The sequence below is a fragment of the Oleiphilus sp. HI0117 genome, from assembly GCF_001635235.1.
Map to the genome: position 1 here is coordinate 1 of NZ_LWGA01000816.1, position 4,467 is coordinate 4,467.

The window sequence follows — 4,467 nt, forward strand, 5'->3', positions numbered from 1 at the left end:
AGCCTTTTACAAGCTCTGCGATGGTATCCAGGCGAGGATGTGTATTCTTTGAGGTAATACCGGGTAGCAGGTTCCAAACGTTATAGGTCAAAACCTTGAAGTTGTTATTGCTCTCTTCGCGCGTTTCTAGCTCAAAGTCGTTATCAATGACGTAGTGAATGTCATCACCTGAAACACGTGCGTATTCAGAACGATACGCTAGCGTAGAGGCCTTGCCATCGAAGTCTCGTGCAATCGTATGAATGTCACGATCATATTGCCAAGGGTCGTTCTCTGCAGACAACCACATGTAGCTGAAATTCCAATCCCTTGTGCATCAGTAATTGGGATATGGCGAATCCCCTTGTTACTCATAAGTTCCCTAGCATCCAACACTGAATGATGTTTACTTAGGGTGGTCACCTCTGTCGTCATAATATCTTCAAGACTAATCATTTAATGCTCCTGACTTAAATACGATTGTTTTGTTAGGAGCATAGTTCACTGCTATCAGAAGTGGCACTGTCAAATCCTTAGCGTTTGATATGGATCAATTTGAGCACCTTACATTTGATAGAGACCTTGATAGTGGCTGAACCTTAAATTCTCTCCTAAACTGAAAGCAAGGGATTGTCAGACAGTTTAAGCAAATAGAGAGGCAAGTATGAATAAGAAAGCTGGTCGACAAGCACAAGAACGAAGACGTTGTCATCGCTATGATTCATCTAATATTTCTATCACCTTGAAATCTCAATCATCCTCAGCACCAAGCGACAATAATAAATTGAACATAGTCGACTTTAATCGATATGGTCTCGCCCTATGCAGTGACCATAGTTTTAGAGTTGGCGATACATTGAGCTTGATGCTGTCTGACCAGTCAGGCCATGAGGTAAATGTAGAAGGTTTTGTTTGTAATCGCGCAACAAGTGATGAAGGGTTTCGTTGTGGATTACGCTTTGTTGAAAGCAATGCTCAAGGCCAAACTCTCATCACCGCTCTACTTGAAATGGAGCAAAAACTCGACAAGCTCGCATCTTAGAAAGCAAAAAAAAGCGTGCTTATTGACCCGCCACAGGTTCAATAAGCACGAAAAGAGGCATTACAAGTTCACTCACAACCAGGAACAACTTGCCTCTTGAAAAGGAGGTAGTCACTCATTAATAAGCAACCGGCCCTAAAAACTTACTGCTAGCATCAGCATGCAAATCAGGATTCGATGCAGACTGAACCTTAAAAGTGATGGCATTGTTAGCCGTCTTAATTACATCGGGTGATACTTCAACAGTTACAGGCACTTCCTTTAACTCTCCTGGCCCCGCTTCCACTGTGTTCACTGACATATTCAGCGCGATATCACCTTCAACTGACAGGCGGTAGCTCACTGGCGTCTCAAGCTTATTCACCAGTTTCAAGGTGTAGTTATTCTCAATCATCCCCATACCGTTTTCGTAATATAATGCACCCCGATCCCTTAACACTGAAAGCTCAGCTAAAGGCCGAGTGATCAGGAAGGATGAGAACACCCCAACAACCACCAGCATCAGAACACCATAGCCTATTGAACGGCTATCAATCATTTTCGGGCGCTCACCTTGTTCAAATTCTTTTTCAGAAGCGTAGCGAATTAGCCCGGTCTCATACTTAAGCTTGTTCATCACACTGTCGCAAGCATCCACACACAAGGCACAGCCAATGCATTCATACTGAAGACCATCACGAATATCGATACCGGTCGGGCAAACCTGCACACATAAACTGCAGTCGACACAGGCTCCCAGGCTCGACTTTGGCTGCGCCCGAGAAGGCTTGCCTCTCGGTTCTCCGCGCGCCTTGTCGTAGCCGACGATCATGGTATTCTCATTAAACATTACGGACTGAAAGCGTGCATAAGGGCACATATAGATACACACTTGCTCACGCATCCAACCAGCATTGATGTAGGTTGCTACCGTAAAAAAGCCAACCCAGAATATCGCCCACCCGCTGACAACAGACAGCGTAAAAACATCAGCAATCAATTCTCTAATCGGATAAAAATAACCAACAAAGGTAAGCCCGGTCGCAAAAGCTAATGCCAGCCAGCTTAAGTGCTTAGCGCTTTTCTTAATCAGTTTTTCAAGATCCCACTTGTTTTTATCCAACTTGATTCGCTTGTTTCGGCTTCCTTCAAACAAATCCTCAAGCCACATAAACATAAATGACCAAACCGTTTGCGGGCAACTATAGCCACACCAAACACGACCAAAAAGAGAGGTAATAAAGAACAGACCAAAGGCGCAAATAATTAATGCAAAAGCCAGTAAGGTAAAGTCCTGAGGCCAGAAGACGGCACCAAATAAATGAAATTTACGCTCACTCAAATCAAACAAGATAAGCGGTTTGCCATCATAATTTACCCAAGCTAGAACAAAGTACATTGCTAACAGCAAGGTAAGCGAACGCTTACGCACTGTTTGGAAAAAACCGGTGATCTTTCGAACATAAATCTTTTCACGCGAAGCATAAAGCTCATGTTCGACAGTCTTATCTTTCTGTTTCGCTTCACTATCAGAGACATCCACAACCGGGATAGTTGAAGTCATATAGCTACCTTTTGTTTGCCTCTCTTCAGGCTGATTAATTACTGACAATCAAAACACTTTAGAGAATTTATAGTTCAATTTAAGAAAACTATTGCAACACTTAGGCCAAGCACCTACAAAACAAATAAAGCTTTGTTTTTATTAAAAATTTACAGAGGAACAGGTGTTCAAAAGAAGGATTAAAAAACGACATTAAGACACGACATTTCGCCATAAAGCGATATATCGCGCCCACATTTAAATTTAGACAAACTAAACCTTAAGCACTAACACCAAGCTTTTTCATCTTGGAACGAAGGGTACTTGGTGGCAAATCAAGCAATTCAGCAGCTCCTTGCTTTCCCGCTATCATACCGCCAGTCTGTCTCAGCGCCTCTTTAATATGGTTTGCTTCCGCCTCTTTAAGCGTCACCAAGACGGCTGCATGGGAGTTTCTTCGTTTTTTAGGTGCAGAAGGGATGGGGGCAACATCAAGAATAGGTGGCGTACAAACAATCGCAGCCCGCTCGATGACGTTTTGAAGCTCTCTGATATTGCCAGGCCAATCATAATCACACAACTGCTGTAAGGCCGCTGGGGAAATATGCGTGAAATTTTTTGCTAACCTTAAATTCAGAGCATTCAGAATATGCTCTACAAGTAAAGGAATGTCCTCTTTTCGCTGGCGTAAACTAGGTGCCTGAATAGGAAAAACGCTAAGCCGATAATACAGGTCATTACGAAATTCACCCTGCTCTAGCATATCAGCCATATTACGATTGGTCGCGGCGATAACCCGAACATCAACATGCAAAGTTTCACTACTGCCTAAGCGTTCAAACTCTCCCTCCTGGAGAACCCTTAGCAATTTTACTTGAATATCCAAAGGCAGCTCGCCCACCTCATCAAGAAAAATTGTACCGCCATCAGCCAATTCAAAACGGCCAATGCGCTGTTTCACTGCGCCAGTAAAGGCCCCTTTTTCATGGCCAAACAACTCGCTTTCAACCAGGTTCGGCGCAATAGCACCACAGTTAACTTTTACTAAAGGACGGTCTCGACGACGGCTAGCGCCGTGAATAGACCTCGCGATCAACTCTTTACCCGTGCCGCTTTCCCCTTGAATTAATACAGACGAGTCGGTGGGTGCAACATGCTCGATCTGCGTATGAATCTGATCAAGAGCAGGCCCCTGGCCAATCATCTTGGCGTAGTTATGCTGAGACTGGATCTCATCCATCAGGTAGCGATTCTCGGCCTGTAATTGCTCCTTCAATTCTTCTACCTGACGCAGCGCAGACTTTAACTCCCGCTCTGAGCGTTTCCGTTCCGAGATATCCTTAAACACAATCACAGCACCGACTATCTCACCCTCATGCTCAATAGCTGTTGCGATATACTCTACAGGAAACTGCGAACCGTCTTTGCGCCAAAAAACCTCATTATCGACTTCACGCTGAACACCGTCTTTTACTGTTTGATAGACAGGGCAAGTATGCACTGGGTAATGACGACCATCTTCATGGGAATGATGATGAAACTCATGAACTATTTTGCCAATAAGGTCTTCTTCCAGCCACCCGGTCATTCGTTCGGCGGCTGGATTCACGAAAGTGGTTAAACCGTTTTTATCAAGACCGTAAACACCTTCACCAATAGACGTCAGGATAAGCTCGTAGCGTTTTTTCAGTGCATCCGATTCATTAGACATTTCGGTGAATGCCATAACTAGCCTCTCAACTTGCTCAAGTAGAAAGCTTAGGTTAACCCAATTCAAGCCAGCCGTCTTCAGTCCACTCAATAAAGCTCAATTGATCTAAAGCAAGGCTCGCCTCTAGCAAGCCTGATACGCTCATAGTTATTAAAAAACAGCTATAAACAAAGTAGTTATAAGCAAGATAGTCAGTAGTAAAATAACAACGAC

Annotated in this window: 4 protein-coding genes and 1 pseudogene; 1 reads left to right on the forward strand and 4 read right to left on the reverse strand. The window is 43.9% G+C overall.

The window, feature by feature from the left end:
• Window positions 1–289 (reverse strand): annotated as a pseudogene (locus tag A3757_RS26845) (endonuclease); the annotation flags it as partial.
• On the reverse strand, window positions 199–435 hold the full coding sequence (locus A3757_RS28120) for a CBS domain-containing protein (protein ID WP_082865199.1): 237 nt from the start codon (window positions 433–435) through the stop codon (window positions 199–201). The gene A3757_RS28120 and the pseudogene A3757_RS26845, both read right to left, overlap by 91 nt.
• 208 nt (window positions 436–643) lie before the next feature.
• On the opposite strand from A3757_RS28120, the gene A3757_RS13580 reads away from it, so the two are divergent.
• On the forward strand, window positions 644–1,021 hold the full coding sequence (locus tag A3757_RS13580) for a PilZ domain-containing protein (RefSeq protein ID WP_068553478.1): 378 nt from the start codon (window positions 644–646) through the stop codon (window positions 1,019–1,021).
• A 118-nt stretch (window positions 1,022–1,139) separates the two neighbouring features.
• On the opposite strand, the gene ccoG is transcribed toward A3757_RS13580, so the two are convergent.
• Together ccoG and A3757_RS13590 are read right to left on the reverse strand one after the other, a co-directional pair.
• Entirely contained in the window at window positions 1,140–2,612 is a 1,473-nt protein-coding gene (gene ccoG, locus A3757_RS13585) for a cytochrome c oxidase accessory protein CcoG (protein WP_231872288.1), read from the reverse strand.
• A 211-nt stretch (window positions 2,613–2,823) separates the two neighbouring features.
• Window positions 2,824–4,320 carry a sigma-54-dependent Fis family transcriptional regulator gene (locus A3757_RS13590; RefSeq protein WP_231878278.1) on the reverse strand — a complete coding sequence of 499 codons (1,497 nt, stop codon included), beginning with the start codon at window positions 4,318–4,320 and terminating at the stop codon, window positions 2,824–2,826.
• Window positions 4,321–4,467 lie beyond the last annotated feature (147 nt).